Source organism: Peptostreptococcaceae bacterium (assembly GCA_016649995.1).
GTDB lineage: Bacteria > Bacillota > Clostridia > Peptostreptococcales > BM714 > BM714.
Genome location: JAENWJ010000092.1, coordinates 1 through 3123, shown reverse-complemented (window position 1 = coordinate 3123; position 3123 = coordinate 1). Strand labels below are relative to the sequence as shown.

The 3123-nt window shown below is 41.3% G+C and carries 3 protein-coding genes; all 3 read left to right on the top strand.

Annotation, left to right across the window (positions count from 1 at the left end):
- Nucleotides 1-237 precede the first annotated feature (237 nt).
- A complete protein-coding gene (locus tag JJE29_09320; GenBank protein ID MBK5252815.1) occupies nucleotides 238-792 on the top strand; it encodes a helix-turn-helix domain-containing protein in 555 nt (184 codons plus the stop codon).
- Between the two features lie 94 nt (nucleotides 793-886).
- Nucleotides 887-2035 carry an aminotransferase class V-fold PLP-dependent enzyme gene (locus JJE29_09315; GenBank protein MBK5252814.1) on the top strand — a complete coding sequence of 383 codons (1149 nt, stop codon included), beginning with the start codon at nucleotides 887-889 and terminating at the stop codon, nucleotides 2033-2035.
- Nucleotides 2036-2382: 347 nt separating this feature from the next.
- Nucleotides 2383-3123: DEAD/DEAH box helicase (locus JJE29_09310; protein MBK5252813.1), on the top strand; the 741-nt coding region annotated here is incomplete at its 3' end.

The following is a 3123-nucleotide window of genomic DNA, read 5'->3' as shown; positions in this document are numbered from 1 at the left end:
TAAAAACCCAAAAGTTTTTTTGAATCCGTCTCTGCTGGCGTTTACCATGGAGAGTATATTATTTGGCCCAGGCGTAAAGGAGACTACTATTACATATGAAAGAAAAGCTCCTGTTTGGAACATGGGAAAAACCTCCAATTCGAATGTGTGTTATAATGAACAAAATGAACATGATAAAGCATTGTGTAATTTATTATATACCATGGGCCATATAACGCACAAGGGGAGGCTGGAAATTTGGACAACTTGAATTCAATCATTTCGGTTAATCTTAAACGCATAAGGGAAGAGCAAAGGTTTAGTCTTGACATGGTTGCTAAGCTGTCAGGTGTCAGTAAGAGCATGCTTGGTCAGATTGAAAGGGGCGAATCGAATCCGACAATTACAACCGTTTGGAAAATTGCCAACGGGCTCAAGGTGTCATTTACATCCCTTCTGGACGAATCCATGCCCGATGCTGTTATAGTATCGAAGGAAGAGGTCAATCCTCTTGTTGCGGACAATGGGAGATATAAACTTTACCCTTTTTTTCCCTACGAAGATGGAAGAAGGTTCGAGGTTTACAAGGTGGAAATCGAAAAGAGCGGATATCTAAGCGCAGAGCCGCATGGAGTGGGCACAGAGGAGTTTGTTACTGTATTCCAGGGGGAAATTACAATAAAAGTTGGAGAAGAGGAATATAATATAGAAGAAGGCAATGCAATGAGATTCAAGGCGGACAGACCACACTCTTATAATAATTTAGGGCAAAAGACTGCAAAGGCAAGTATGGTAATTTACTACCCCGAGTAGAGGATCTGATTAGTTTGGTTTTGCATATAGAATTTTACGCATTCGTCGGATAATGAAACAGAAGGATGTATACGAGCTTTTGAAAGGAGCGCATATGAACATATTCGAAGAGATTAGGAAAGAGTATCCCGCAGTGGAAAATCAGGTTTATCTTGATACGGCGACTACGGGACTGATTTCAAAGAAGAGTTACGAGGCCATGAAAAACCAATTGGATTCCCGGCACTTTGAAGGGGTCAATATAGGCAGTTATTTCGGATATTGGGACTATGCCGATGGAATGCGTAAAATGGTAGCGGAGATGATTAATGCCAAAGAGCACGAAGTTTTTTACGGAAAAGATTGCTCGGACATCAATAATGCTTTTACGAGTAACATAGAAATTCCCGAGGGAAGCAATGTCGTAATGGCGGATATTTCTTTCCCGGCGATGAGAAACGCATGGCTGGCTAGAGAAAAGGATGGACTTGAAGTCAGATTTGTAAAAAGTATAAATGGAGAGGTGCCTTTTGAATCAATGAAAGAAATGATTGACGAAAATACCCTTGCAGTATCTGTGTGCTATGTTGAGCCTTCCTCCGGTTTTAAGCATGACCTAAACGAAATAGGTGAATTTTGCTATAATAACGGGATATTGCTTGCTGTAGATATTACACAGTGTATAGGGGCTATGCATATGGATGTAAAGAAATTGCATGTTGATTTTTTGGCTTCTTCAACATATAAATGGATGAACAATGTATTCGGTTTTGGGATTGGCTATATGAGTACTGAATTGCTGAATAAAATTACGCCGCATTCCGTAGGATGGGTAGGTTCGCGTGACAGGAGAGGGGATTTCAACCAGCTCGAACTGTCATTCAATAAAGGCGCTCAGCGTTTTGAAACGGGTGGGCTTAACTGGCTTGGGATGTTCGGTTTTGAGCAGTCTCTCATAACCTACATGTCACTTGGCAAGAAGGAAGTCGAAAACTATATTCTCAGCTTGGTTGACTATCTATACAAAAGAGTTGAAGAATTCAATACCATTTCTATAGTGGAGCCTTTCGAAGAAAAAAATAGAAGCAATATAGTTTACCTAAAATTCCCGAAGGCCTATGAGTTAACTGATGATGTACTGGGAGCTCGAGGAATCAGGGCGCATGTTGCAACCGATGAAACAATGCGGATTGGCCTGCATTTCTATAACAATGCAGAAGACATAAACGCGCTGATGGCTTTTTTCGATGAATGTGAAAAATAGGAAATAAAGATAGCTGCTAAAACCTAACAAAGCACATCCTTGATGATATTCGAGGGTGTGCTTTGTTAGGTCAGTGGCAACAATTAGGGGTTTTGTGTAATTAGTATAATGCAGGGCAGTATTAATATAAATATCGATCAAAAAGCATAGGGGGATGGCTCATATATTGTCGATTCGGAAGATTCAATGTGATCGGCGGGCTGATGGTCAAAGGCTTTTTCGCGATGCGGATATATAAGAGCCAAAGAATGCGCATTTCCTTGAAAGACAAGGATGTGCTTTACTTTTGTATCTATGATATAATTTAGCGAGCTTGAATGAAAAATTAAAGGAAAAAAGGGAGTAAAATGGATAGATTTTTAGACATTGGCATAAACGAAGAAATGATTGAAAAACTTAAGAAACAAGGCATAATTTCGCCTACACCGATACAGAAGCTTACAATCCCGAGAATTCTGGAAGGGAAAGATGTCATGGCCGAAGCGCAGACCGGAACGGGCAAGACATTGGCGTTTCTTCTTCCCATGTTTCAGTCCTTTGGAAGCGGCACTGGTTATGTTCAGGGGCTCATACTCACGCCAACAAGGGAACTTGCAATGCAGATAGCATCCGAGGCCGAAAAGCTCGCGGATGGTGGAGATATAAAAGTTTTGTCGATTTTCGGTGGTCGCGACATAGGGAAGCAGCTTAGGAAGCTAGCCGGAAGAGTGGATATTGTAGTTGCTACGCCGGGCAGGCTAATTGATCATATGAGAAGGAAGGCCATAGACCTTATGCATCTTAAGGTTCTCGTGCTCGATGAGGCTGACCAGATGCTATATATAGGGTTTAAAGGAGAAATTGAACTGATTCTAAAAGACACCAACAAAAATAAGCAGCTGCTTTGCTTTTCGGCCACACTAGATTCGAAGGTGAAAAAGCTTGCCTACAGGCATATGAATTTACCATTGGAGCTGACAGCAAAAAAAGTGAGCGTAACACTTGAGGGAATAAGGCAAGAGGTCGTTCTCTCATCCGATAGATGGAAGATGGAGGCTTTGTTTGGCGAGCTTGAAAGAACTAATCCATTCATGGCGATAATATTCTGC

Bases quoted from the DNA above. Each gene is read 5' to 3' on its own strand.
- JJE29_09315 (MBK5252814.1), top strand. From the start codon at position 887: ATGAACATATTCGAAGAGATTAGGAAAGAGTATCCCGCAGTGGAAAAT.